Below are 21,644 nucleotides of genomic sequence, written 5' to 3' on the forward strand. Positions count from 1 at the left end.
AAACGTCAAAGAGTGGGACAGAGGCCGCGAGGCTAAACCTGCACAGTCAAACCTGCTGTCGCACGGTTGTCCGTTTGCTGCTAGGCGTTCAGGGCGCTGCGATCGGACCCTGCGAGCGCGAGCAGCTCCGCGCTCACGCGCACGGGCATCGCAAGCAGGATCTGCCCCATGCCCTTGCCGAGCGGATCGTTGCGCAGCGAGGCCATGCCGCCGCCGCCGAGCGCCTGCCCGCAGACGAAGTTGAAGGCGCCGATGCCCGGCACTTCGTAGCGCGTCACCGGTCCCTTGACGAGGTGCGCGAGCCATTCGGCCACGCGCGCTTCGCTGAGCTGGCTGCGCAACAGCGGCAGCAGGGCAGGGTGGCGCGCGATGACGCCGATGTTCGAGGTGTCGCCCTTGTCGCCGCTGCGGGCCCAGGCCAGGCGGATGAGCGGCACTTCGATGGCGTCGGCATCGATGGAGATCACGGCATTCGCATCGACGGCCGCCTGCCGTGGCGAAGGCGCATCGGCCGCCGCCGCAACCACGGCGTCGCGCGGGATCTCGATGTGCTGTCCGTCGATGCTCACGCGCGCCGGGGCCATCGCCTTGTCGAGCAGGAAGGCGTACTGCCGGATCGACGCCGCTACCGAGGGCCGTCCGCCCGCGCCCGTGGTGCCCGGCGCCCACGAGGTGCCGGCCGGTGCCACTTCGCGCGCGAAGAGTTCGAGTGCCTCCTTGCGCGCATGCGTGACCGCGAGCCGCAGCACGGCCTCGCGCGTTTGCAGGGCCTGCGCGTGCGGGCCATAGCAGGATTCGGCGCCGAGCACTTCGAGCTGCGTGCCGCTGTAGGGACCAAGGCCTTGCTGGTCGAACAGCGCACCGGTGCGCGCAAGGATCGCCTCGCCGGTGCGCCTGGCCTTGGCCACGGCGTCGAAGCCGACGATGGTGAGCTGCGCCGCGGCCTTGAAGCCCTCCGCATAGGTGGCGCAGACCTTGTAGCTCGCGGTGGGCGCGCGGCCCCGCGCGCCATGCACGCGCACGCGGTGCTCGCCGGCCTGCGCGATGCGCACCCGCGTGAAGTCGGCCACCACGTCGGGCAGCAGGTAGGCCGACGGATCGCCGATCTCGTAGAGCAGCTGCTCGCCCACCACGGCCGGCGTGAGCTTGCCGCCGGTGCCCGCGGGCTTGGTGACGACGAAGCTGCCATCGGCGCTGCACTCGACGATCGGATAGCCGATGTTCGGCCAGTCGGGCACGGTGTCCCAGTCGGTGTGCAGGCCGCCGGTGGCCTGGCAGCCGCATTCGATGATGTGGCCCGCGAGGCTGCCGGCGGCGAGCAGGTCGTGGTCGCCGGGTTGCCAGCCGAACGCATGCATCAGCACGCCGAGCGTCACGGCCGAATCGACGCAGCGGCCGGTGATGACCACCTGCGCGCCCGCATCGAGCGCGGCCTGGATCGGCCGTGCGCCCAGGTAGGCATTGGCCGTGAGCACGCGCCCGGGCAGCGGCGCGCCGCTCTGCAGTTCGCGCACGGGGGGCTGCTGCTGGCGCAACTGTGGCAGCAGCGGCGACACGTCGTCGCCGCTGACCACCGCGATCTTCAGCGCGATGCCCTGCTCGGCCGCGAGCGCGGCCAGTGCATCGGCGCAGCCCTGCGGATTGACGCCGCCCGCATTGCTCACCACGCGGATGCCCTGCTGCACGACATCCTTCAGCACCGCCTTCATCGCGATGGAAACGAAGTCGGTGGCGTAGCCGAGCTCCGGCTTCTTGAGGCGCGCGCCCGCGAGGATCGACATCGTGAGCTCGGCCAGGTAGTCGAACACCAGGTAGTCGATCTGGCCGCTGGCCACGAGCTGCGGCGCGCCCACGCTGCTGTCGCCCCAGAAGCCCGAGGCGCCGCCGATGCGCACGATGCGTTCGCTGCTGTTGTTGTTGCTGCTGCGCGCGCTCATCGGCCGCTCCATTGCGGCTTGCGCTTTTCGCGGAAGGCGAGCTGGCCTTCGGCCGCATCTTCGGTGAGTGCGAAGAGGCCGATCTGGCTCTCGGTGAAGGCGATCGATTCCTCGAAGGCCATGGCCTCGATCTTCTTCATCGTGTAGAGGCCCCGGCGGATAGCGGCGGGCGACTTGTCGAGCATGCGGCCGAGCAGCCAGTCCAGGCTTTCGTCGACGTCCTCGCTCACGCGGTTCACGAGCCCGTGTTCGAGCGCCTGCGCGGCGGTGATGGGCTCGCCCGTGAGGCACATCTGGGCCAGCACGCGGCGCGGCAGCAGAGGGCCGAGCACGCTGAGCACCTGGGCGGGAAAGAGGCCGACCTTGACCTCGGGCAGGCCGAACACGGCGTGGCTGCCGGCGGCCGCCATGTCGCACATGCCCAGGAGGCCCATGCCGCCCGCCATGCAGGCACCGTTGACGCGCGCGACCAGCGGCACCGTCAGCTGCCGGGCCTGGCGCAGGAGGTTGGCGAAGCCCTGGTACGGCTCGGCAGGGTCGAACCTGAAAGAGGCGCCGGCTTGCAGGTCGGCACCGGCGCAGAAGGCGCGCGTGCCGGCGCCGGTGATGACCACGGCGCGCACCGTGCGGTCGGCACCGGCGCGGGACAGTGCCGACGAGAGCGCCGCGAGCACGCCGGGGCTGATGGCGTTGCGGCGCTCCTCGCGGTCGACGGTGAGCCACATCACGGGCCCGCGCATCTCCTCGCGCAGTTCCTGGTGATGAGAATGAAGGGCAGGGGCTTCGGCCATCGTCGGGTCCTTCGCTACGGGGTCTGGAAGAGGCCCGTAGCGTGACCCGAAAAAAAAGCCGCGGCATGCGGCTTGTGGCTGAAGCAGCCCGGGTTTTCCCGGGGCTGGGGCAGGCCGCTTCGCGGCTCTTGCGAGCTTCTGCCTGCTTCTTCTTACTTCAGCAGGCCTTCGGCCTTCATCGCCGATTGAACGGCGGGACGGGCGGCCACGCGCGCATGCCAGGCTTGGAGGTTGGCGAAGCCCGAAATGTCGACGCCCGTGGGCTTGGCCCAGTTGGTGACGGTGAACAGGTAGCCATCGGCCACGCTGAACTGCTCGCCCATCAAATACTGCTTGTCGGCAAGCTGGCCGTCGAGCCATTGATAGCGCGACTTGAGCTTGTCCTTAAAGATGGCCTTGGCTTCTTCGGGCATGTTCGGGTTGAACAGCGGGCTGTAGCCCTTGTGCATCTCGGTGCCGATGAAGGTCAGCCATTCCTGCAGGCGGTAGCGCTGCAGCGTGCCGGCGGCCGGCGCGAGGTTCTTGGTAGGGGCCAGGTCGGCGATGTACTGGACGATGGCCGGGCCTTCGCGCAGGCGCGTGCCGTCGTCGAGCTCGAGCATGGGCACGTAGCCCAGCGGATTGATGCCGTAGTAGTCAGTGCCGTCCTGCAGCTTGTGGGTCTTGGTGCTGGCCAGCACGGGCTCGAAGGCAAGGCCTGCCTCGTGCAGCGCGATGTGGGGCGAAAGGGAGCAGGCACCGGGCGAGTAATACAGCTTCATGCGAAGAAATCTCCAATGTTGGGAATATGGATAGCGGGAATCGATCCATCGACCCACGGGATGCTAGCGGGTTTGCGCGCTGGGCGTTTGTCCTACGGCCGCTCGCGCGGCGCGACTATCGGGGCGGCAGTGGCCGGTTCCTAAGCTCCCCCGCACGGCGGGCGAGGCTCGCCGCAAGGAGTTTTCAGATGTTGAAGTACGCGATTATTTTTGCCTTGATCTCGCTGGTGGCCGGGGTGCTGGGCTTCGGCGGCATTGCGGCAGGCGCAGCCGGCATCGCAAAGCTGCTGTTCGGGCTGTTCCTGGTCCTGGCGGTGGTGTTCGTGGTCCTGGCGGCGCTGGGGATTGGCGCGGTGAAAAAGGCGATCGACTGATGCAGCATCCGGCACCCGTCTGGCCGCGGCCCCGTCCGCTCGGCCTGCTGCTGCAGAGCCCGGCGCATCGCGTGGTGCGCGTGCTGCTGGTGACGCAGACGCACTGGCAGCTTCCAGAGCACCGCTCGCGCCGGCGGCACGCCTGAGCGCCGCCGCCTTTTGCTATTAAATCAATAGCAAACTATCTAATCTACAAGAGGGTTTGGCCGAGATGCCGAGGTGGTTTAGGCGCCATTAACCATATTGCCCGCATTTCGAACGCAAACCGGCACCCCCGATTAAAATCGGTGCCCCCTTTGCGCAGCGCACGCGTCAGTAGTGCGCCCCCTCTTTCAAATGCTGTACCCCGAAGAATTCGATGTGATCGTCGTCGGCGGTGGCCATGCCGGCACCGAAGCCGCGCTTGCCGCCGCACGCATGGGCGCCAAGACGCTGCTGCTCTCCCACAACATCGAGACGCTGGGGCAGATGAGCTGCAACCCGTCGATCGGCGGCATCGGCAAGGGCCACCTCGTGAAAGAGGTGGATGCGCTGGGCGGTGCCATGGCCATTGCCACCGACGAGGCGGGCATCCAGTTCCGCATTCTCAATTCGAGCAAGGGCCCGGCGGTGCGTGCGACCCGCGCGCAGGCCGACCGCGTGCTGTACAAGGCCGCGATCCGCCGTCGCCTGGAGAACCAGCCGAACCTGAGCCTGTTCCAGCAGGCCGTCGATGACCTGATGGTGGAAGGCGACCGCGTGGTCGGCGCCGTCACGCAGGTGGGCATTGCCTTTCGTGCGCGCACGGTGGTGCTCACCGCCGGGACTTTTCTCGACGGCCGCATCCATGTGGGCCTGGACAACTACCAGGCCGGACGCGCGGGCGATCCGCCGGCGGTCAGCCTGTCGGCGCGGCTCAAGGAACTCAAGCTGCCGCAGGGCCGCCTGAAGACCGGCACGCCCCCGCGGCTGGACGGCCGGAGCATCGACTTTTCGAAGTGCACCGAGCAACCCGGCGACGGCATGCCGGGCGGGGCAGGGCCGATGCCGGTGTTCAGCTTCATGGGCCGGGCCGACATGCATCCGCAGCAGATGCCGTGCTGGATCACCCACACCAATGCGCGCACCCACGACATCATCCGCTCGGGCTTTGACCGCAGCCCGATGTTCACCGGCAAGATCGACGGCGTCGGTCCGCGCTACTGCCCGAGCGTCGAAGACAAGATCAACCGCTTTGCCGACAAGGAAAGCCACCAGATCTTTCTCGAGCCCGAAGGCCTGACGACCAACGAGTACTACCCCAACGGCATCTCGACCAGCCTGCCGTTCGACATCCAGTACCAGCTCGTGCGCTCGATGCCCGGGCTGGAGAACGCCCACATCCTTCGGCCCGGCTACGCCATCGAGTACGACTACTTCGATCCGCGCGAACTCAAGAGCAGCTTCGAGACGCGCTCGATCAAGGGCCTGTTCTTTGCCGGGCAGATCAACGGCACCACTGGCTACGAAGAGGCGGCGGCCCAGGGCCTGTTTGCCGGCATCAATGCCGCGCTCCAGTGCCGCGGCGAAGAAGCCTGGCTGCCGCGCCGCGACGAAGCCTACCTGGGCGTGCTGGTCGACGACCTGATCACCAAGGGCGTGACCGAGCCTTACCGCATGTTCACGAGCCGCGCCGAGTTCCGGCTGCAGCTGCGCGAGGACAACGCCGACATGCGCCTGACCGAAGCAGGGCGCAAGCTGGGCCTGGTGGACGATGCGCGCTGGGATGCTTTCAGCCGCAAGCGCGACACTGTTTCACGTGAAACAGAACGGCTCAAGTCGATCTGGGTGAATCCGCGCAACCTCCGGGCTGCCGAGTCGGAGCGCGTGCTCGGCAAGGCCATCGAGCACGAATACAACCTGGCCGACCTGCTGCGCCGGCCTGATGTGAACTACGAAACGCTGATGTCGCTGGACGGTGGAAAGTACAGCGCCGGATCGCCCCTCAGTGAAACCGAGATCGAGCAGATCGAGATCTCGGCCAAGTACTCGGGCTACATCGAGCGCCAGCACGACGAAGTGGAGCGCGCGGCGCATTTCGAGAACCTGCGCCTGCCGGCCGATTTCGACTACAGCCAGGTCAAGGCGCTGAGTTTCGAAGTTCGCCAGAAGCTCGACAAGCACCGGCCCGAGACGCTGGGCCTGGCGTCGCGCATCTCGGGCGTCACGCCGGCCGCCATTTCCTTGCTGATGATCCACTTGCGCAAAGGCGGCCACAAGGCATTCAACCGCGACGCCGCCACGGAAGCCGCCGCAGAATCGCAACCCGCCCAATGAGCGCGCCCATCGACACGCTGCGCCAGGGCGCGGCAGCCCTGGGCACGGCCTTGTCCGATGCGCAGGCGGAACAGCTGCTGGCCTACGGCACGCTGATGCTCAAGTGGAACAAGGTCTACAACCTCACGGCGCTGCGCGATCCGGCCAGCGTGCTGACGCACCATCTGCTCGACAGCCTCGCGGCCGTGGCGCCGCTGCAGCGCGAATGGGCAGGGAAGGGCAAGCTGCTCGACGTGGGATCGGGCGGTGGCCTGCCGGGCGTGGTGATTGCCGTCCTGCGGCCAGACCTCGAGGTGAGCTGCCTCGACGCCGTGGCCAAGAAGGCGGCCTTCGTCCAGCAGGTGGCGGCCGAGCTCGAATTGCCCAACCTGCGCGGTCTGCATGCGCGCGTCGAATCGCTGACGGGCAGCTATGAAGTCATCAGCTCCCGCGCCTTTGCCTCCTTGCCCGATTTCTTCAACGGTTCGCGGCACCTGCTGGCGTCGGGCGGTGTCTGGCTGGCCATGAAAGGCAAGGTGCCCACCGATGAGCTCGCCGCCTTGCCCCAGGGTATCGCGGTGTTTCACGTGGAACAATTGACTGTTCCCGGCTTGGACGCCGAGCGCTGCATTGTCTGGGCGCGCCAGGAAGCGGCCTGAATCGCCAAAAAAGAGGTTGCCGGATCGGCGAAAGCCGGTGCCGAACGATCCTCGCCGGGCCGGCCTCGCTTAGACTCGACGCCTCCCCCTGGCTCTCTTCTCGAGGCAAATCCCATGTTCGGCATTGCTGACTACGGCGCATTCGTCGCCGCCATCGTCCTCTTTCTCCTGATTCCCGGTCCGGGCAACCTCGCGTTGATCACCTCGACCAGCAAAGGCGGAATCCGTGGCGGCCTGGCGGCCACCTTGGGCGTGATCGTCGGCGACCAGTTCCTGATGTGGGCGGCGGTCGCGGGCGTGGCGGCCGTGCTGGCGGCCTATCCGGCCGCATTCAAGGCGGTGCAGTGGCTGGGCGCCGTCTACCTGGCATGGTTGGGCGCCAAGATGCTGCTGGCCAAGCCCGGCGCGGCACCCATCCTCAACATCCGCCCCAGCCACTTCATGCGCCAGGCGCTGGCCATCACCTTGCTGAATCCCAAGGCCATCGTGTTCTACATGGCCTTCTTTCCGCTGTTCGTCGACCCCGCGCGCCACCAGGGCGTGGTCACTTTCGGCGCCATGGCGGTGACGATCGCCGCGCTGACCTTCCTCTACGGCCTCACGTCGACGCTGCTCACGCACTTTCTGGCGGAGCGCATCCGCGCCAATCCGCGCATTTCGAGCAGGCTCGAAAAGCTCGCGGGCGTCTTCCTGATCGCCTTCGGCATCAAGCTCGCCATTTCCCGCTGATCCTCATATGGCCAAGATTTTCTGCATTGCCAACCAAAAGGGCGGCGTCGGCAAGACCACCACCACCGTCAACCTGGCCGCCGGCCTGGCCAAGGTGGGCCAGCGGGTGCTGATGATCGACCTCGATCCCCAGGGCAATGCAACCATGGGTTCGGGCATCGACAAGCGTCAGCTGGAGCTCACGGTGTACGACGTGTTGCTCGAGTCGGCTTCGGTGGCCGAGGCGCGCGTCAAGGCCGACAAGCTGGTGGAGGGCGGCTGCGGCTACGACGTGCTCGGTGCCAACCGCGAGCTGGCCGGCGCCGAAGTCGAAATGGTGGCGCTCGACCGCCGCGAAAAGCGCCTGCGCACCGCGCTTGCGACGGTGGGCGCCGAGTACGACTTCGTGCTGATCGACTGCCCGCCGAGCCTGAGCCTGCTGACGCTCAACGGCCTGTGCGCCGCCCATGGCGTGATCGTGCCGATGCAGTGCGAGTACTTCGCGCTCGAGGGGCTCACGGACTTGGTCAACACCATCAAGCAGGTGCACGCCAACCTCAACAAGAACCTGCAGATCATCGGCCTGCTGCGCGTGATGTTCGATCCGCGCATCACGCTGCAGCAGCAGGTGAGCGAGCAGCTCAAGGCCCACTTCGGCGACAAGGTGTTCGACACCGTGATTCCGCGCAACGTGCGGCTGGCCGAAGCGCCCAGCTATGGGCTGCCGGGCGTGGTGTTCGACCCGGCCGCGCGCGGCAGCCAGGCCTTCGTTGCCTTTGCCAAGGAACTGGTCGAGAAGATGCCGCCCGCCAGCGCCTTCGCATCCGGTGCCGTTGCGCCGCCCATTGCGCCGGTCGGGCCGGTCGCGCCGCCCAACCTGGCGGTCCCGGAGGATGTGCTGTCGCCGGCAGGCGGCCCCGATTCGGGCGAGAAAAGCTTCTGATGGCCGTGTTGTCTCGCGTCTTCCTGCTGCCGGGCTGGCGGAACAGCGGCCCCGGCCATTGGCAGACCCGCTGGGAATCGGTCCACGCCGACCACCGCGTCGAACAGCACGACTGGATGCGGCCGCTGCGCGGCGACTGGTCCGCGCGGCTCGAGGAAGAGGTGCTGGCGGCACCCGAGCCCGTGGTCTTTGCGGCGCACAGCCTGGGATGCATCCTCGTTGCGGCCTGGGCCGCGCATTCGCGCAATACGCACAAGGTGCGGGGCGCGCTGCTGGTCGCGCCCGGCGACGTCGAACGCGACGACCTGCGCCAGCTGATTCCGGGCTGGGCGCCCATCGTGCGCCAGCCGCTGCCCTTTGCCTCGGTGCTGATCGCCGCCAACGACGATCCCTACTGCGAAGCCGCGCGCTCGCGCCAGATGGCCGCCGACTGGGGCGCCCGCTTCGTCGACGCCGGTGCGGGCGGCCACCTGAACGCCGAATCCGGCTTGGGCGACTGGCCCCAGGGCCGGCAACTACTGAACGAAATCTCGACGAAAGACACGCACTGATGGCGACCAAGAAACCCAAGGGCCTGGGGCGCGGCCTCGAAGCGCTGCTCGGCCCCACGGCCGCGCCGTCCGCCGACCCCAGCGGTACCGACGAAGGCGCCGCCGCGCAGAACCCGAACACGTTGATGCTCGACGAGATGGTGGCGGGCGTCTACCAGCCGCGCACCCGCATGGACGAAGGCGCGCTCTACGAGCTGGCCGAGAGCATCAAGGCGCAGGGCATCATGCAGCCGATCCTGGTGCGCCGGCTCGATGCCGAATCGGCCGCCGCCAAGAACGCCGAATACGAAATCATCGCGGGCGAGCGCCGCTTCCGCGCCGCCCGGCTCGCGGGCCTGGACCGCGTGCCGGTGCTGGTGCGCGACGTGCCCAACGAGGCCGCGGCGGCCATGTCGCTGATCGAGAACATCCAGCGCGAAGACCTCAATCCGCTCGAAGAAGCCCAAGGCCTGCAACGCCTGGTCTCAGAGTTTGGGCTCACTCACGAAGCGGCTGCACAGGCCGTGGGCCGGTCGCGCAGCGCGGCCAGCAACCTGCTGCGGCTGCTGAACCTGGCCGAGCCGGCGCAGCAGATGCTGATGGCAGGCGACATCGACATGGGCCATGCCCGCGCGCTGCTCTCGCTGGACCGCGGCACGCAGATCACGGCCGCCAACCAGATCGCGGCCAAGAAGATGTCGGTGCGCGAAGCCGAGGCGCTGGTCAAAAGGCTGGCGGCCGAGTTCACCCTCACGCCGTCCCGCCGCAGCAACGACGGCGAGAAGTCGCGCGACCTGCAGCGCGTGGAAGAGGAGCTGGCCGACCTGCTGACCGCCGAGGTCGAGGTCCGCATCAAGAAGCGCAGCAAGCGCGGCGGCAAGGTGGAGGAGAGCGGCGAGCTGGCGATCCACTTCGGCTCGATCGAGGCGCTCAACGGGCTGATCGAGCGCATCCGCCGAACGGCCTAGGTACGGACGCGTCCAGTCGGACATTCGCGCGATTGATTCTTGCAATCTTTTACGCGTATCCTCGCCGCTGACGTTTCAACACCAGATCTCGAGGAGAGGGAGTTCATCATGAAGTTCAGGACAAGGTTTCCGTTCGCGGCCGTGGCCGTCGGCGCACTGCTGCTGACCGGTTGCGCGACCACCGACATGCAGATGGGCAGCCAGTCGGCCAAGACCATGGCCACGGGCAGCGCCGCGGGTTCCGCCACCGCCGGCGAAAGCAGCCAGCTCGAGCGCTGCGAATCGCCGCTCGGCACCGTCTCGCTGATCGAGAACGTGAATGCCGGCTGGTACACCATCCTCACCGGCGAGTACCGCCTGCCGCCCACGGCCAACCTGCTGCGCCTTCTGGTGCAGCAGTCGAACTGCTTCGTGGTGGTGGAGCGCGGCGCGGCCGGCATGAACGCGATGACGCGCGAGCGCGCGCTCATGCAGTCGGGCGAGATGCGCGGCGGCAGCAACTTCGGCCGCGGCCAGATGGTGGCGTCCGACTACGGCCTGTCGCCCGAGATTGTGTTCAGCAACAGCGATGCCGGCGGCATCGGCGGCGCGCTGGGCGGGCTGGTCGGCGGCGGCCGCGGCCGCGCGCTGGCCACCATCGGCGGCAACATGCAGACCAAGGAAGCCAGCGCGCTGCTGACGCTCATCGACAACCGCTCGGGTGTGCAGGTCGCGGCTTCGGAAGGCAGCGCCTCCAAGACCGATTTCGGCGCCTTCGGTGCACTGGCCGGCCGCAGTGCCGGCGGCGGCCTCGGCGGCTACACCAACACGGCGCAAGGCAAGGTGATTGCCGCGGCCTTCATGGACGCCTTCAACCAGATGGTCCGTTCGCTGCGCAGCTACAAGGCGCAGACGGTGCGCGGCCAGGGCCTGGGCGGCGGCGGCCGGCTCGGCGTGGATGGCGGCGCGGCACCGTCGCAGACCTATGTGCCGGCCGAGCAGCCGGCGCCCGCACGCCGCCGCAGGTAAGGCAAGGCGTTCGGCCAGCGGCAAAAAAGCCCCGGGGCTCTTGCGAGCCGCCGGGCTTTTTCATGGGCGTGCTTCCGAAAGGATCAGAGCGCGAAGATCTTTCCGGGATTCATGATGTTCTTCGGGTCGAGCGCGCGCTTGATCGTGCGCATCATGTCGATCGCACCCACGCCAGCTTCCGTCACCAGGAAGTCCATCTTGTGCAGCCCCACGCCGTGCTCGCCGGTGCAGGTGCCCTCGAGCGCCAATGCGCGGCTCACGAGCGAATGGTTCAGTTCCTCGGCCTTCACGCGCTCTTCGGGGATGTTCGGGTCGAGCAGGTAGCCGAAGTGGAAATTGCCGTCGCCCACGTGGCCGACCAGGAAGTAGGGGATGCCGCTGGCATCGGCCTCGGCCACGGAGTCGAGCAGGCAGTCGGCCAGGCGCGAGATCGGCACGCAGGTGTCGGTCGAGATCACGCGGCAGCCGGGGCGCGACTGCACGGCCGCAAAGTAGGCGTTGTGCCGCGCGGTCCACAGGCGCGTGCGCTCTTCCGGCGTGCTGGCCCATTCGAAGGCGTTGCCGCCATGGCCGCTCGCGAGCTCCTGCACCGTCTCGGCCTGCTCCTTCACGCCGGCCGGCGAGCCGTGGAATTCCATCAGCAGCATCGGCTCTTCGCGCAGGTTCAGCTTGGCGTAGGTGTTGACCATGCGCACCGTGTTCACGTCGATCAGCTCCACGCGCGCGATCGGCACGCCGAGCTGGATGGTCTCGATGGTGGTGCGCACCGCGGCCTCGATGCTCGGGAACGAGCAGATCGCGGCCGACACCGCCTCGGGCAGCGGGTAGATGCGCAGCGTGACTTCGGTGACCACGCCCAGCGTGCCCTCGCTGCCCACCATGAGGCGCGTGAGGTCGTAGCCGGCGGACGACTTCTTTGCGCGCGTGCCGGTGCGGATCACGTCGCCGCTGGCCGTGACCACTTCGAGCGCCAGCACGTTCTCGCGCATGGTGCCGTAGCGCACCGCGTTCGTGCCGCTCGCGCGCGTGGCGGTCATGCCGCCGATGGAGGCGTCCGCGCCCGGGTCGATGGGAAAGAACAGGCCCGTGCTCTTGATCTCGTCGTTGAGCTGCTTGCGCGTGACGCCGGGCTGCACGGTCACGGTGAGGTCGTCGGCATTGACCGACAGTACGCGGTTCATGCGCGAGACGTCGATGCTGATGCCGCCCTGCACCGCCAGCAGGTGGCCTTCGAGCGACGAGCCCACGCCAAAGGGAATGACCGGCACGCTGTGCTCGCTTGCGAGCTTCACCGCGTCGGCCACGTCCTGCGTGCTTTCGGCAAACACCACGGCCGAGGGGGGCGGCGCATCGAACGAGGACTCGTCGCGGCCATGCTGGGTGCGCACGGCCATGGCCGTGGAACAGTTGCTGCCGAAGCGCGCTTTCAGGCCCTCGATCAGGCTGTCGGGCACATTGCGCAGATGAACCTCCGGCAGCAGGTGCGAGGTTGGGGTCGGGGCGTTCATCGGGCGTCTCCTGGGCGTGAAAGGGGGGCGGGGGCTCTGTCCGGCCATTTTACGGAGCGCGCACCATAATGCGCTTCGGAAAAAGCCATGAACCCCACGACCCTCGCAGCGCTTGCCGCATTCCCTTCGCAGCTCGAAGCCCACTACGCGGCCATTCCCCATGCCTTCCGGCACTGGGCGCCGCCCTCGTGGGAGGGTGTGCCCAGCGAGGCCTTCACGGCCATCGAGCAGCTCTGCCATGTGCGCGACATCGAGGTCGAGGGTTATCACGTGCGCTTTCGCCGCACGCTGGAAGAAAGCCGTCCGACGCTGGCCTCGATCGACAGCGAGCCGCTCGCCATTGCGCGTGCCTATGGCATGGCCAACGCGGAAAAGGTGCTGGCGGAATTTCGCATTGCGCGTGCCCGGACCATGGACATCGTCTCGAACCTGACGGACATGCAACTTGCGCGCACGGCGGTGTTCGAAGGCTATGGGGCACTCACGATGCGCAGCCTTGTCCACTACCTCTGCAGCCACGACCAGCAGCATCTGGCGGGCCTGCAATGGCTGGCCGGCAAGATCGATGCGTCGAAGGCCGCGGTCGCCGCATAAACCAGGAGCACCCATCATGGGCAACCGACTTTCGCAGATCGCCACCCGCACCGGCGACGACGGCACCACCGGCCTCGGCGACAACACCCGCGTGCCCAAGGACCACCTGCGCGTGCACGCGATGGGCGACGTGGACGAGCTCAACTCGCAGATCGGCCTGCTGCTGTGCGAGCCCATGCCGGAGTCCGTGCGCGAACTGCTGGTCGACGTGCAGCACCAGCTCTTCAATCTGGGCGGCGAGCTTTCGATGCCGGGCTACACGCTGCTGAAGGCCGACGCGCTGCTGCAGCTGGACAACGCGCTGGCCGAGCACAACGCCGCCTTGCCGCGCCTGGCCGAATTCATCCTGCCCGCGGGCACGCGCGCGGCCTCGCTCGCGCATGTGTGCCGCACGGTGGCGCGGCGGGCCGAACGCGCCGTGGTGGCGCTCGGCGCAACGGCCGAGCTCAACGATGCACTGCGCCAATATCTCAACCGGCTCAGCGACCTGCTCTTCGTGCTCGCGCGCGTGCTCAACCGGATGAACGGCGGCGACGACGTCTACTGGAAGAGCGAACGCATGGCGCGCGCCGCGGCGGCGGATACAGCCGAGCCCATCGACGAAGAAGGAAGCCCATCATGACGATAAAGAAAACACCCGCCCATGGATTCGCGCTGGCCGCGGCAAGCGCCGCGCTCCTGCTGCTGTCCGCCGCCACCGTTCACGCGCAGAGCGCCGACAACCCGCCCAGGGCGCAGCCGGCGCACACGCTCAAGCCGCCGCCGCGTGACAGCAAGGTCGTGAACAGCGTGCAGCGCGGCACCAACGCCGCCGGCCGCGGCATCGACCGCGCCGAGAACGCGACGCGGCGCGGCGTCAACAACGTTTCGGAAAAAGCCAGCCGGCCGGTGCGCCGGGTCGGCGAAGCCTTCGGACGCAAGCTCGCGCCGGGTTCGAGTGGCCGCACCGCGCCGCCGCCTGTGGGGCCGCAGGGTAGCGCGCCTTGATGTGAGCGCTTTGTTCGGGGCGCGCTCCCGCCGACGGGGTACCTTGCTCCGCGAATGTCCTCCGGCCTGCGGCCTCCCCCTTGATTTCGCTGCGCAAGGCACCCCATCAGCGGGAGCGTTGGACAGAGCATTGGTTGATCAGCGGTACACCAGCAGCGTGCCCTCGTGCACAGGGTATCGGGTGCTCCCCGCAGCGAAATTAAGGAGGAGGCCGCAGGCCGGGGGACATTCGCGGAGGGGAGTACCCGGTGGCCTGGGCACGCGCCCTGAACAAGAACGCGAACAAAAGCCGCAACACACAGACCACCAGAAAATGGCAAGAAACATAGAGATCAAGGCCCGCATCGACAGCGTCGAACGCGTGGCACTCATCGCCGCGAAGCTCGCCGATTCAGGCCCTCTCGAAATCGCGCAGGACGACACTTTCTTCCGCTGCGAAAACAACGCCGACCGCCTCAAGCTGCGCACCTTCGCGCCCGACCGCGCCGAGCTGATCTTCTATCGCCGCGCCAACAGCAGCGGCCCGAAGGAATCGTTCTACCTGATCTCGCCCACCACCACGCCCGACGCGCTGCGCGAATCGCTCACGCTCGCCTGGGGCCAGGCCGGGCGCGTGCGCAAGCAGCGAAGGCTCTTCATCGTGGGCCGCACGCGCGTGCACCTCGACCGCGTGGAGGGCCTGGGCGAATTCCTCGAACTCGAGGTGGTGCTGGAAGATGGCGAGCCTGCCGAGGTTGGCACGGCCGAAGCGCATGCGCTCATGGCGCAGCTGGGCATTGCGTCCGAGCAGCTCGTGCAGGGTGCCTACGTCGACCTGCTGCAGACTGCCTGAGCCCCGCCGTCACCGCCAGCCGGCGGCCTTGAGCTGGTCGGCGAGCTGCTGCGCAATGCGCGCATAGCCTTCAGCATTGGCATGGATGCGGTCGGAGCGCAGCGATGCGTCCGACAGCACGCTCGAATACACATTGGCCACGAGCAGCGCCTGCCCCGACTTCGCCACCTCCTCGTAGAACAGCGCATCGCTCAGCGAGCCGACGGCCGCGCGCATGGCGTCGGGCGAGGGCGTGGCCAGCAGCGCCACGTAGGGCGTGTGCGCGCGCGCCTGGCTGACAAGGGCCGCGAGGTTCTCGCGCGTGGCCGCTGGCGACACGCCGCGCAGCATGTCGTTGCCGCCGATGCCGATCAATACCGCGTCGTAGCTGCCGGCAGCCAGCAGCGGCGCGAGGCGCTCCAGCGCGCCGGCCGAGGTGTCGCCGTTGAGGCCCGCGTTCTCGATCTGCCAACCGGTGAGCTCGCCCAGCTTCACGGGCCAGGCGGCCTCGGGCGGCGCGCCGTAGCCGAAAGTCAGGCTGTCGCCCAGCGCGAGCACGCGGGCATCTGATTTCAACGCGGCGGCGGAGGGCTTGCGCTTGCCGCAGGCGGGCACAAGGACGGCTGCGGGCACGCCGGCCAGCAGGTGGAGGAGGTGACGTCGCTTCATGCTGCGCGTCGCCTCAGTCGGGACGCTTGAAGAAGCGGTACAGGCCCGCAACCAGCATGACCGCGCCCAGCAGAGCCCCGGCGGTCTGACCGCCTTGGTAGCCGCCGATGCCGGCCGGCGGGCCCGACATGAGCCACCTCAGGAGCATGCCGCCGCCCCACACGATGCCGATGGCGCCAATGATCTTGTCACGCATGTTGATGATGGCGCCTCCACGCCGGCGATGGTTGGGAGGCCCATTGTCGCCAGGGTCGGACAGCACGCCGCCCGGATACCTGCACTTACCTGATTTCACCTGACCGCGACCTGATGCGTGCGGGGCAGACACAAGCGCCGCTGACAATGGACTCGTCATCAACACGAAGGAGTTCCAGATGATCATCAAGTCAAAGAGCATGGCCGTCGCTGCTGCGGCGCTCGCGATGTGCATGGCAGCGGGGAGCGCCTTCGCGCAAGGCCGCGGCCATGACGGCGACCACGACAACCGCGGCAACGGCCGCTACGAACAGCAGAACCGCCAGTTCGACCGGCACGACGATCGCCGCGGCGACCGCTATGGCCGCGAGGACTATCGCCCCGGCCGCCAGTTCGATCGCCGCGGCTACCCGCAGCCGCACGCGGAATGGCGCCGCGGCGGGCGCGTGCCCAGCGAATACCGCGGCCGCAACTACGTGGTGAACGACTGGCGCAGCTATCGCCTGCAGCAGCCGCCGCGCGGCTACCAGTGGGTGGGCGTGGGCGGCGACTACGTGCTCGCGGCCATTGCGACCGGCGTGATCGCGCAGATCATCGTGGGCAGCCAGTAACCCGCCGGGCGCGGGACTCTCAGGCCACCACCGTGGGCAGCGACTGGGCGCAGACGTTGCGCCCGGTAATGGTGAGCCGCAGGCCGCCGCCGTGCCATTCGAGCCAGTTCAGGCTCACGTAGGCCTCGATGTCGCTGTCGTCGATGCGGTCCGCCTGGCGGCTCTGCAGCAGTTCCACCGTGGCGGGCAACGCACGCCTCAGCCGCTCGCGCCGTTCGGCGGCGTCGGCGGCCTTCAGGGCGGCCCTTGTTTTCTGTTGCTGCTGCGGGGTCGATGCCATTGCTGATCCGTTCCGGGAAGCCAAGGAATTAACCCGAATGTACGCCCCCTTTGTGAAGCAGCGCGCATCTTTCTAAAACCTGTTGCAGCGGGCGCCGAAGGCGTTGCGCGCGCACTAGATTTCGTAGTGCGATCCCTTCGCTTCATCGCCCAGAGCCTTTTCGACGACCGCGCGCGTGAGCGTGGGTGCGAACGATTCGATGAAGGCGTAGACGTACTTGCGCAGGTAGTTGCCGCGCCGCACCGCGAGCTTGGTCATGTTGATGCCGAAGAGCCGGCCCGCATCGAGCGCGCGCAGCTGCGTGTCGCGCTCCGTCTCGTAGGCCACGCCGGCCACGATGCCCACGCCCATGCCCAGCTGCACGTAGGTCTTGATCACGTCGGCGTCCATCGCGGCCAGCACAATGTTGGGCGCGAGCCCGCGCTGTGCAAAGGCCTCGTCGATGCGCGAGCGCCCGGTGAAGCCGGTGTCGTAGGTGATCAGCGGATGGCGCGTGAGCGCCTCGAGCGTCAGCGGCGCATCGAGCAGCGCATGGCCCGGCGGCACGATCACCGAATGCGTCCAGCGGTAGCAGGGCAGGGCCACCAGCTGGGGATAGTCGCCCAGCGCCTCCGTGGCGATGCCCACGTCGGCCTCGCCGCCGATCAGCATCTGCGCGATCTGCTTGGGCGAGCCCTGGTGCAGGTGCAGCTTCACGTTGGGAAACTGCGCGCGGAATTCCTGCACCGCCACCGGCATCGCATAGCGCGCCTGCGAATGCGTGGCCGCCACCGAGAGCAGGCCGCTTTGCTGCGCGACGAACTCCTGCCCGGCATGGCGCAGGTTGCTGCTTTCCAGCAGCATGCGCTCGATGATCGGCAGCACGTGGCCGCCCGGCTCGGTGAGTCCGGTGAGGCGCTTGCCGGCGCGCACGAAGAGCTCGATGCCGAGCTCTTCCTCCAGCTCGCGGATCTGCCGGCTCACGCCCGGCTGGGAGGTGTGGAGGGTATGGGCGACTTCGGTCAGGTTGAAGCCGCAACGAACGGCCTCGCGTACCGAGCGCAGTTGTTGGAAGTTCATCTGGCGCGGAAGAAGATCGGGAGGAGGAAAAGGCACGGGCCCGCAGCGGGCCGAGCGGCGATTCTCGGCACAAGTGCTTATGCGGGGAACGATGCGTTTGTTGGTTTCACATGAGAAAAACATCTGTGCGGGCCTTCCGCCAATGCCGCAACAGGTGAATTTGCAATTTCGCACGGCTGTGCTAAAATGGCCTGCATGGACGCCAAGACCCAGAAAAGCGAACTCACCCGCGCCGCCATCGTCGGCGCGGCGATGGACCTTGCGCTGGCCGAAGGCCTGGAGGCCATCACGCTGCAGGCCGTCGCCAGCCGCCTGGCGCTCTCCAAGAGCGGCGTGTTCTCGCGCGTGGGTTCGCGCGAGGCGCTGCAGAAGGCGGTGATCGAGGAATACGGCCGCCGCTTCCTGGCCGACGTGTTCGTGCCGGCCATGCAAAAGCCCAAGGGCCTCGCGCGGCTCGACGACATCGTCGGACGCTGGATTGCCCGCACCCGCGACATCGAGGCCGAAACCGGCTGCATCTACATGGCGGGTGCCTTCGAATACGACGACCGCGAAGGCGAGCTGCGCGACCTGCTGTTCGGCGAGATCACGCGCTGGCGCGCCGCGCTGCGCCGCACGGTGCTCCAGGCGGTGGAAACCGGCGAGCTGCGGGCCGACACCGACCCGGCGCAGCTGGTCAGCGAATTGAACGGCCTCATCATGGGCCTGCTGCACGACGCGCGCTTCCTGCGCGACCCCCAGGCCGCCGATCGCGCCACGCAGACCTGGCAGCGGCTTCTTTCGAGCTACCGCGCCTGAGCCACGGCACAGGCCATTCCGTTTTCGTCTTTCTTTGTCTTAATTTCGCACGATCGTGCGATAAAAAGGAGAAGCACCATGCTGATCATTGCCCTCTGCCTTGCCGTCTATGTGGGTGCCATCGGCGCCGACGCCACCCGCGATGCGCTGCGCAGCCTGCCGCGCAGCAACGAGGACTGGGTCTGGTACTGAATGAAGAACGCAGGAGCCCATGGCATGACGAGCACCACCACCTCCGCGGCCACGCATGCCGCCCAGTCCAACTACTACCGTCCGGGCCGGCTGATGCGCGCATTGCGCTTCGGCCTGACCGCCTCGCAGCGGCTGTGGCCCGCGCTGGGCGTGCGCGCCGCCTACCGCGTGTTCGGCACGCCGCTGCCGCCCAAGTGGCTCTACCGCGGCCAGGGGCCGGGCGCGGCGTGGCGGCGCGAGGCCTGGGCCTTCGAAGACGCCAGCCTCGGCCTCTATCATCTGGCTGCGCAGGACTTCGGCGCGGAATCGGCGCCCGTCGTGCTGCTGGTGCACGGCTGGGGCGGGCATGCGGGGCAGATGCTGGCGCTCGCGCAGGCGCTGGCCGATGCGGGCCTGCGGCCGGTGCTGCTCGAACTGCCGGCCCATGGCCGCAGCGCGGGCACCATGAGCAACTCGCCGCAGTTCGCGCGGGCCATTGCGTACGTGGTTGCCAGGCTGGCGGCCGACGGCCATGCGCTGCGCGCGGTGGCCGCCCATTCGCTGGGCGCCAACGGGCTGGCGCTGGCGGCCGCGCAGGGCCTGCAGGCCGAACGGCTGGTGCTGCTCGCGCCGCCGGCCTCGCCACGCGAATACACGCGCTACTTCGCGCACACCTTCGGCCTCAGCGAGGCGACGCGCCTGGCCATGCAGCGGCGGTTCGAGGCGCGCGAAGGCGTCCTGATGGCGCAGCTGGAGCCGGCGGCCGTCGGTCCGCGCATCGCGCAGCCGACGCTGATCGTGCATGACCAGGGCGACCGCGTGAACCGCTTTGCCGACGCCGAGGCTTACAGAGACGCGATCAGGGGAGCGCGGCTGGTGGCCACGCAGGGACTGGGGCACCGCCGCATCCTCAAGGAGGAGGACGTGGTCCGCCAGGTGGTGCGCTTCGTGGCGCAGCCCTGAGCGGCGGGCGAACGCGGGCAGGTGGCGCCCCGCCCGCGCGTTCTTTCTTCAGCGCGCCGGCGAGGGTGCCGGGTCGGGCAGCTCGATCTTGATGTCGAGCACTTCGAGGTCGTCCTGCTTCTCCAGGTGAACCTTGATGTCGTCGGCATTGATCTTCACGTACTTGGAGATCACCGCCATCAGCTCGCGCTGCAGGTCGGGCAGGTAGTCGGGGCGCTTCTTGCCGCTGAGGCTGGACCGCTCGTGCGCGAGGATGATCTGCAGCCGCTCCTTGGCGACGCTGGCCGTCTTCTTCTTTTCGCCGAGCAGGAACGAGAAAAAGGACATGGCCTACTTGCCTCCGAAAATTCGCTTGAAGAAGCCCGGCTTTTCGGCGTCGACGAAGCGCATCGGGCGGTCTTCGCCCAGGAAGCGCGCGACCACGTCGCTGTAGGCCTTGGCCACGTCGGTATCCTTGTCGTGGATTGCGGGCACGCCCTGGTTGGACGCCTGCAGCACGCTTTCCGACTCGGGAATGACGCCGATCAGCTTGATGCGCAGGATGTCCTGGATGTCTTCCAGCGAGAGCATCTGGCCGCCGGCCACGCGGTTGGGGTTGTAGCGGGTGATCAGCAGGTGCTCCTTGATGGGGTCGCCGCCTTCCTTCGCCCGCTTGGTCTTGCTGCTGAGCATGCCCAGGATGCGGTCGGAGTCGCGCACCGAGGATACCTCGGGGTTGGTCACCACGAGCGCCTCGTCGGCAAAGTGCATGGCCATCATCGCGCCGGTCTCGATGCCGGCGGGCGAATCGCAGACGATGTAGTCGAAGTCCATGGCGGCCAGGTCGGCCAGCACCTTTTCGACGCCTTCCTGCGTGAGCGCTTCCTTGTCGCGCGTCTGCGAGGCCGCGAGCACGAACAGGTTGTCGCACTGCTTGTCCTTGATGAGCGCCTGGCTCAGGTTGGCCTCGCCCTGGATCACGTTGATGAGGTCGTACACCACGCGGCGTTCGCAGCCCATGATGAGGTCGAGGTTGCGCAGGCCCACGTCGAAGTCGATCACCGCCGTCTTCTTGCCCGCGAGCGCGAGGCCCGACGCGAAGCTGGCGCTCGTCGTGGTCTTGCCGACGCCGCCCTTGCCTGAGGTCACCACCACAATTTTGGCCATGGCCATTCCTTCTTGTTTCAATTCGGTTGTTGTTGGTCGGATGTGCCTCGGCACATCAGATCGGATCGATCACCAGCTTCTTGCCATCCAGGCGTATCTGGGCCGGCTTGCCGAGCACCGGGTCGGGCAGCGGCACCTCGTTGGTGCGATAGATGCCCGCAATGGCCACGAGCTGCGCTTCCATGCAGGTCGAGAAGATGCGCGCCTCGGTGTTGCCGCGCGCGCCGGCAATGGCCTTGCCCCGCAGCGGCGCGTAGACGTGCACGTTGCCGTCGGCAATGACCTCGGCGCCGAAGCTCACCACGGCGGTCACCACCACGTCGCCGCCGCGGGCGTAGACCTGCTGGCCCGAACGCAGCGGCTTGTCGATCAGCAACGTGCCGTTGGCCGGCACCGGCACTTCGCGCACGATCTGCGGTGCTTCGCTGGCGGGCGCCGGCGAAGCGGCCGGCGGCGCCGGTGAGCGCGGCGCGGGCGCCACCGGCATGGCCGTGAGCGACAGGCCGGCGGCGCGCGCCGCGGCATTCTGGGCGTTGTTGCCCCCGCGCACCGCAATCGGCTGCGTCTGGTGGCGCGCCAGCAGGCCGCGCAGCGCCGCGAAGTCGAGCGCCGGGGGTTCCTCGCCGCTTTCCTCGTCCGGCTGAAGCTGCGAGAGGTCGATGACCACCGGCTCCTGCTCGAAGAAATCGGGCGAATCGGCCAGCTGCGCGTCGAGGGCCTCGGCCAGCACGGCCAGGTCGGCCGTCTTGAGGATCACTGCGATCAGCGGCAGCGTGGCGCTCTTGAATTCGAAAACCGCCTTGGTGCGCGCGGCGGAGACATCGGCCATTGGAAAACGTCGGTGCGAAAAGCGTTGAAGTCTAACGGGCGCGGGCTTCCGGCCAGTGAACGGGGCCCGC

27 protein-coding genes are annotated in these 21,644 nt (G+C 67.9%); 16 read left to right on the top strand and 11 right to left on the bottom strand.

Annotated features, from left to right (window positions below):
• Positions 1 to 80: 80 nt before the first annotated feature.
• The 3 genes from ACAM58_RS00785 to gstA all read right to left on the bottom strand — a co-directional run bounded on the left by ACAM58_RS00785 (position 81) and on the right by gstA (position 3,489).
• Positions 81 to 1,937: an acyclic terpene utilization AtuA family protein gene (locus tag ACAM58_RS00785; protein ID WP_369663897.1), complete on the bottom strand. Its 1,857-nt coding sequence runs from the start codon at positions 1,935 to 1,937 to the stop codon at positions 81 to 83.
• Positions 1,934 to 2,728, bottom strand: a complete 795-nt coding sequence (locus ACAM58_RS00790) for an enoyl-CoA hydratase/isomerase family protein (protein WP_369663898.1) — start codon at positions 2,726 to 2,728, stop codon at positions 1,934 to 1,936. The genes ACAM58_RS00785 and ACAM58_RS00790 overlap by 4 nt, the downstream gene beginning before the upstream one ends.
• Positions 2,729 to 2,880: 152 nt before the next feature.
• Positions 2,881 to 3,489: a glutathione transferase GstA gene (gene gstA, locus ACAM58_RS00795; protein WP_018903385.1), complete on the bottom strand. Its 609-nt coding sequence runs from the start codon at positions 3,487 to 3,489 to the stop codon at positions 2,881 to 2,883.
• Positions 3,490 to 3,677: 188 nt separating this feature from the next.
• On the opposite strand from gstA, the gene ACAM58_RS00800 reads away from it, so the two are divergent.
• The 9 genes from ACAM58_RS00800 (at position 3,678) to ACAM58_RS00840 (ending at position 10,953) form a co-directional block, all read left to right on the top strand.
• Positions 3,678 to 3,863 carry a DUF1328 family protein gene (locus ACAM58_RS00800; RefSeq protein WP_012745208.1) on the top strand — a complete coding sequence of 62 codons (186 nt, stop codon included), beginning with the start codon at positions 3,678 to 3,680 and terminating at the stop codon, positions 3,861 to 3,863.
• Positions 3,863 to 4,009: a hypothetical protein gene (locus ACAM58_RS00805; protein ID WP_012745209.1), complete on the top strand. Its 147-nt coding sequence runs from the start codon at positions 3,863 to 3,865 to the stop codon at positions 4,007 to 4,009. Before ACAM58_RS00800 ends, ACAM58_RS00805 begins: the two co-directional genes overlap by 1 nt.
• Positions 4,010 to 4,199: 190 nt before the next feature.
• Entirely contained in the window at positions 4,200 to 6,158 is a 1,959-nt protein-coding gene (gene mnmG / locus ACAM58_RS00810; protein ID WP_369663899.1) for a tRNA uridine-5-carboxymethylaminomethyl(34) synthesis enzyme MnmG, read from the top strand.
• On the top strand, positions 6,155 to 6,796 hold the full coding sequence (gene rsmG / locus ACAM58_RS00815; protein WP_369663900.1) for a 16S rRNA (guanine(527)-N(7))-methyltransferase RsmG: 642 nt from the start codon (positions 6,155 to 6,157) through the stop codon (positions 6,794 to 6,796). Before mnmG ends, rsmG begins: the two co-directional genes overlap by 4 nt.
• 114 nt (positions 6,797 to 6,910) lie before the next feature.
• Positions 6,911 to 7,525, top strand: a complete 615-nt coding sequence (locus tag ACAM58_RS00820) for a LysE family transporter (RefSeq protein ID WP_307593191.1) — start codon at positions 6,911 to 6,913, stop codon at positions 7,523 to 7,525.
• Between the two features lie 7 nt (positions 7,526 to 7,532).
• Positions 7,533 to 8,447 carry a ParA family protein gene (locus ACAM58_RS00825; RefSeq protein ID WP_012745213.1) on the top strand — a complete coding sequence of 305 codons (915 nt, stop codon included), beginning with the start codon at positions 7,533 to 7,535 and terminating at the stop codon, positions 8,445 to 8,447.
• The gene (locus tag ACAM58_RS00830; protein WP_307593190.1) at positions 8,447 to 8,998 is read left to right on the top strand and encodes an alpha/beta hydrolase; all 552 of its coding nucleotides are present in this window, start codon (positions 8,447 to 8,449) and stop codon (positions 8,996 to 8,998) included. The genes ACAM58_RS00825 and ACAM58_RS00830 overlap by 1 nt, the downstream gene beginning before the upstream one ends.
• Positions 8,998 to 9,945: a ParB/RepB/Spo0J family partition protein gene (locus ACAM58_RS00835; RefSeq protein ID WP_307593189.1), complete on the top strand. Its 948-nt coding sequence runs from the start codon at positions 8,998 to 9,000 to the stop codon at positions 9,943 to 9,945. Before ACAM58_RS00830 ends, ACAM58_RS00835 begins: the two co-directional genes overlap by 1 nt.
• A gap of 108 nt (positions 9,946 to 10,053) precedes the next feature.
• Positions 10,054 to 10,953, top strand: a complete 900-nt coding sequence (locus ACAM58_RS00840) for a CsgG/HfaB family protein (protein ID WP_012745216.1) — start codon at positions 10,054 to 10,056, stop codon at positions 10,951 to 10,953.
• Between the two features lie 83 nt (positions 10,954 to 11,036).
• On the opposite strand, the gene ACAM58_RS00845 is transcribed toward ACAM58_RS00840, so the two are convergent.
• Entirely contained in the window at positions 11,037 to 12,461 is a 1,425-nt protein-coding gene (locus ACAM58_RS00845) for an FAD-binding oxidoreductase (protein WP_369663901.1), read from the bottom strand.
• An 87-nt stretch (positions 12,462 to 12,548) separates the two neighbouring features.
• On the opposite strand from ACAM58_RS00845, the gene ACAM58_RS00850 reads away from it, so the two are divergent.
• From ACAM58_RS00850 to ACAM58_RS00865, 4 genes are all read left to right on the top strand, one after another.
• Positions 12,549 to 13,055 carry a DinB family protein gene (locus ACAM58_RS00850; RefSeq protein WP_307593187.1) on the top strand — a complete coding sequence of 169 codons (507 nt, stop codon included), beginning with the start codon at positions 12,549 to 12,551 and terminating at the stop codon, positions 13,053 to 13,055.
• Between the two features lie 16 nt (positions 13,056 to 13,071).
• A complete protein-coding gene (locus ACAM58_RS00855; protein ID WP_307593186.1) occupies positions 13,072 to 13,677 on the top strand; it encodes a cob(I)yrinic acid a,c-diamide adenosyltransferase in 606 nt (201 codons plus the stop codon).
• A complete protein-coding gene (locus ACAM58_RS00860; protein WP_012745220.1) occupies positions 13,674 to 14,042 on the top strand; it encodes a hypothetical protein in 369 nt (122 codons plus the stop codon). The genes ACAM58_RS00855 and ACAM58_RS00860 overlap by 4 nt, the downstream gene beginning before the upstream one ends.
• Before the next feature lie 313 nt (positions 14,043 to 14,355).
• The gene (locus ACAM58_RS00865; protein ID WP_307593185.1) at positions 14,356 to 14,874 is read left to right on the top strand and encodes a class IV adenylate cyclase; all 519 of its coding nucleotides are present in this window, start codon (positions 14,356 to 14,358) and stop codon (positions 14,872 to 14,874) included.
• Between the two features lie 9 nt (positions 14,875 to 14,883).
• Here the strand turns inward: ACAM58_RS00865 and ACAM58_RS00870 are convergent, their stop codons facing one another.
• Positions 14,884 to 15,522, bottom strand: coding sequence for a GDSL-type esterase/lipase family protein (locus ACAM58_RS00870; RefSeq protein WP_307593184.1), 639 nt, complete (start codon positions 15,520 to 15,522; stop codon positions 14,884 to 14,886).
• Between the two features lie 13 nt (positions 15,523 to 15,535).
• Positions 15,536 to 15,718, bottom strand: coding sequence for a hypothetical protein (locus ACAM58_RS00875; RefSeq protein WP_018903373.1), 183 nt, complete (start codon positions 15,716 to 15,718; stop codon positions 15,536 to 15,538).
• Positions 15,719 to 15,896: 178 nt separating this feature from the next.
• Here ACAM58_RS00875 and ACAM58_RS00880 point away from each other — a divergent pair, with 178 nt between their 5' ends.
• Entirely contained in the window at positions 15,897 to 16,328 is a 432-nt protein-coding gene (locus ACAM58_RS00880; RefSeq protein WP_307593183.1) for an RcnB family protein, read from the top strand.
• Between the two features lie 19 nt (positions 16,329 to 16,347).
• Here the strand turns inward: ACAM58_RS00880 and ACAM58_RS00885 are convergent, their stop codons facing one another.
• Both ACAM58_RS00885 and ACAM58_RS00890 read right to left on the bottom strand, forming a co-directional pair.
• Positions 16,348 to 16,608: a hypothetical protein gene (locus tag ACAM58_RS00885; RefSeq protein WP_012745225.1), complete on the bottom strand. Its 261-nt coding sequence runs from the start codon at positions 16,606 to 16,608 to the stop codon at positions 16,348 to 16,350.
• A 114-nt stretch (positions 16,609 to 16,722) separates the two neighbouring features.
• Complete coding sequence (locus ACAM58_RS00890) at positions 16,723 to 17,667, bottom strand: CysB family HTH-type transcriptional regulator (RefSeq protein WP_307593182.1); 945 nt, start codon at positions 17,665 to 17,667, stop codon at positions 16,723 to 16,725.
• A 195-nt stretch (positions 17,668 to 17,862) separates the two neighbouring features.
• Here ACAM58_RS00890 and ACAM58_RS00895 point away from each other — a divergent pair, with 195 nt between their 5' ends.
• Together ACAM58_RS00895 and ACAM58_RS00900 are read left to right on the top strand one after the other, a co-directional pair.
• Positions 17,863 to 18,465 (top strand): TetR/AcrR family transcriptional regulator, encoded by a 603-nt coding sequence (locus ACAM58_RS00895; RefSeq protein ID WP_012745227.1) that lies wholly within the window; start codon positions 17,863 to 17,865, stop codon positions 18,463 to 18,465.
• Positions 18,466 to 18,681: 216 nt separating this feature from the next.
• Entirely contained in the window at positions 18,682 to 19,599 is a 918-nt protein-coding gene (locus tag ACAM58_RS00900; protein WP_307593181.1) for an alpha/beta fold hydrolase, read from the top strand.
• Between the two features lie 48 nt (positions 19,600 to 19,647).
• On the opposite strand, the gene minE is transcribed toward ACAM58_RS00900, so the two are convergent.
• Genes minE through minC form a run of 3 tightly spaced genes read right to left on the bottom strand, consistent with a single transcriptional unit; the run spans position 19,648 to position 21,574 of the window.
• On the bottom strand, positions 19,648 to 19,926 hold the full coding sequence (gene minE / locus ACAM58_RS00905) for a cell division topological specificity factor MinE (protein ID WP_012745230.1): 279 nt from the start codon (positions 19,924 to 19,926) through the stop codon (positions 19,648 to 19,650).
• A 3-nt stretch (positions 19,927 to 19,929) separates the two neighbouring features.
• Entirely contained in the window at positions 19,930 to 20,745 is an 816-nt protein-coding gene (minD, locus tag ACAM58_RS00910) for a septum site-determining protein MinD (RefSeq protein ID WP_012745231.1), read from the bottom strand.
• A 55-nt stretch (positions 20,746 to 20,800) separates the two neighbouring features.
• Entirely contained in the window at positions 20,801 to 21,574 is a 774-nt protein-coding gene (gene minC / locus ACAM58_RS00915; RefSeq protein WP_278877705.1) for a septum site-determining protein MinC, read from the bottom strand.
• Positions 21,575 to 21,644 lie beyond the last annotated feature (70 nt).

Origin of the sequence: Variovorax sp. V116, from assembly GCF_041154435.1 — a bacterium.
In the GTDB taxonomy this organism is placed as follows: domain Bacteria; phylum Pseudomonadota; class Gammaproteobacteria; order Burkholderiales; family Burkholderiaceae_C; genus Variovorax; species Variovorax paradoxus.